Source organism: Bacillus sp. YC2, assembly GCF_019891195.1.
In the GTDB taxonomy this organism is placed as follows: Bacteria; Bacillota; Bacilli; order Bacillales; family Bacillaceae; genus Bacillus.
Genome location: NZ_JAHXDO010000028.1, coordinates 1 through 3,252, shown reverse-complemented (window position 1 = coordinate 3,252; position 3,252 = coordinate 1). Strand labels below are relative to the sequence as shown.

Here is a 3,252-nt window from a genome sequence, read left to right as displayed (position 1 = left end):
ATCTCTGCTTATTTTCCAATTATGTAATTCTTGATACCCGGATGCCAATAAGCCATGACCTCGAATGCACCGTTTGCTACCTCGTCATCATCTTCTTCAATCTTGACCAGATCGCCGTCCTCCGCATCACCAAGGTTCAGCTCTTTATGTATCTCTTTTAAAATACCGCCGTACCCGATCAATCTACGGGCAGCCAGTGCATCATCCAAATAAAACACCGTGTTCAGATTGTCTTCTGTCACCTTATTGCCGCGCACAACATCCGTATCTTTAACCGGATATTTAGAGATTTCGAGAACAGCTTTTTGCTCCATCATCGCTTCCCGCACATCGTTTTCAATCTGTTCAGCGTCAATCTTGGCTTTACCCTTCACTCGACGAATATCGACAATTGGAGTGTAATCCAATTTCATCGCCTTTTTCCATAAGCTTGTCCACTCAGATTGCTTAATGTAATTATGAGTAAAATAGCTTTTCTTCACTGGCAACAACACATGAAAATGCGGATGATATGTATCTTCTTCATGATTTTTCGTTATCTCTAAAGCTCTAAAATAGCCAAGAGTCGCTTTATCAACTCTTTTATATTTCATCAGCCGATTGAATCCTTTCATCATGTCCGAAATTGCAGGTTTCAGACCGTCACCCACAACATTTCGAACTGTTAACGTGAGAAAAATCCATCCGCAGCCATACTGGCGATTGGCTTCTTCTACGATCAATTTATTGTGATAAGCAATTTTTAAAGACCTGCGCCATGCACACATCGGGCATAACCTCACTTTACAAAAATGAGCTTGATACAACTTTAGTTTGTCCGTCTCCGGATCTCTTTTAAACGAAAGGTATTCTGCACATCCATTCAGCTTTTCAGCTTTTTTGCCATAGTAAGGTGCTCCGATCTTGCCCTCTAACGCTTCGTAATGCTCTGCCATAAGATTCGTCCGTCTCTTTTTTCCCTTCCAATCCCGCTTTTTACCTGTTGCGGTTTTGTCTTCGAGAATGATATAATCATTTTCAGTTGAATACAAAATGAAAAACTCCTTCTGAGCTAGTAATCTAGCGTTCTATTGTTAAGTGTGGTAACTCAATAATAGCAGAAGGAGTTTCTACATGTCAAAAACACCTAAAAGCCTTGACACACAAGGCTTTGACCCGATTTTAAAAAATCTTGGTGTTTCTATATAGTATCAAGATAAGAAAAGACCCGATTTCGACTCCGTCAAAATCGTAAAAAAGGCCGGCAGAATTGCCGGTCTTTTTTTAAAACCCAAAACCTAAGATCAAAACCATTCTTCCCCCCGTAGGGGGAGATTTTTTTTCAAAAAATCGGTCCTGCAGCCGCGCATTATTTTAGATATTCAATATCTTTAAAAAGCCGCACGTCTCCACCTGACCAACACATGAACCTCCACACAGTCAACACATGACCTTATCTATCAACACGCAGTCAACACATCCAGTCATGGTTCAATGCGTAGCATTATTTATTTCGCCGGTGCGAAAACGAGCACCCTTTTAACCAGGTGCGTAAGTGGGCACTCCGCTGCCGCTCCTCTGAATCTGGATCAAAAAAGGTGAACAGCTAATCAGCATACCTAAAGACGTCCTCAGAATGCTCAGATTCGTTTCTACGGGTTTTAAATAAAAAACGCCCCCTTTTATAAGGGGAACACGATAAAACGTATTAAAAGGCTTTAAAATGATTTTTGCAATAAAAAAAGCAGACTCTAAGAGTCCGCCCCATTTAGGCCTTAAATTTTTTTTACGTTGCATTTCGAGAAGCAACCGAAATCTCCCCATGAGAAACAGAATAACCTGCACCGGCTAACAGACCCAAAATGAGGACAGCAGCAAAAAGACTTTTAAACTTCATAATGAGAATCACTCCTCTGAATTTGTCTTTGAGCGCACACCATTTCATTGTAAAAGTATATAGAATCTTCCATGCGCCTCTTCTTAGTATAGAATTCTGCAGCCACTAAAGCTAGCTCTTCAAAGTATGGATAGCCTTTTTCGGTCTTTAGTCCGTACAATGCATTTTTTACATTTTGCCTATTAGCAGTATCAATAAATAATGCTTTCAGTACATTTAACAATTTCATGTAAAATTTATTTTCGAAAGCTTCAGCTTCCCTCAATGCCTTTTTAAAGAAATCCCTTCCCTCAATCATTTCACCGTTCTGAAAGTGAATAAGGGACAAATCGTAGTAGGCTTGGATGATTTCTTTAGCCCCTGCTCTTTTCGCGAGCTTAATGGCTTGATGATACAAAGGAATGGCCATTGGGCTTTGCAAACGGTTATAGCTGTTTCCCATATTTAAATATGCAAATGTTTGCATCAGTTCATTGCCAACCTCTTCAGCCATTTCTAAAGCTATTTGTAAATGCACCAAGGCTTTTTTATGATTGTTCAAATCATCATAGTTCCCAGCAATAACAAAAAGACATTTAATCATATTTACTTTGTATGTAGGATGCTTCTTATATTTATCATAAGCCATTTTCACATAATACATAGAAACATGAGTCTGTTTCATATGATAAAAAACCTCGGCCATCTTAAAATAAAATTCCGCTTTCTCTATTTCATCAGTGACCCTTGCAATCTTAGCTTCTGCCTTTTGATAATGATTGATGGCCGCTACGTAATCCCCATTTCTAAATTCGTACATTCCTCTAAACAGGTGATCATAATATTTCAGGAGCTTTGTCAGCCTTTGCGCAGTCCCCTCCGATTTCTTCAAATACTCCCAAGTTTCCAACTTTTTAGAAGAATCTGACGGGAAAAGATAGTCCATCATCAAATCATGTCTAAAACTGATCAGCTGATAATACAGTAATAAATCTTGATCCTCTTCCATTTCCTCAATCATTTTTTCTACTTCTGCTTTGCACTTTTCAGCGTTTTTTACATCAAATCTGTTTATATACTCATGCCAATCATTAATTTTAACCCCCACAGTAGCAGACGGAATGGCACTCATAAAACTCGTCCCCCTCCAGTTTAATCCTTTTTATGAAAATGGTAGCATAAGAGAAGGATTGATAACTTTGTTGCGGAAAATTTTCGACATGCCGCAACGATAATTTTACCGGAGTAGGAATCCCTTATTACACAACAAATACTTGAAATAAAAAACGGAATCACATTTGGATTCCGCTTAAACCTTACGATTACTACCCCCCTGTTAGCATGGGGGGGGCTATTAGGGTTGGATTCGATCCGGTCGCTATCGCTGCCGCTCGGCG

General features: G+C 39.3%; 2 protein-coding genes. Both read right to left on the bottom strand.

Annotated elements, in window-relative coordinates; genetic code table 11:
- Positions 1–8 precede the first annotated feature (8 nt).
- Entirely contained in the window at positions 9–1,031 is a 1,023-nt protein-coding gene (locus KY305_RS19730) for a protein rep (protein WP_223063933.1), read from the bottom strand.
- An 834-nt stretch (positions 1,032–1,865) separates the two neighbouring features.
- Positions 1,866–2,987 carry a response regulator aspartate phosphatase gene (locus KY305_RS19725; protein ID WP_223063932.1) on the bottom strand — a complete coding sequence of 374 codons (1,122 nt, stop codon included), beginning with the start codon at positions 2,985–2,987 and terminating at the stop codon, positions 1,866–1,868.
- Positions 2,988–3,252 lie beyond the last annotated feature (265 nt).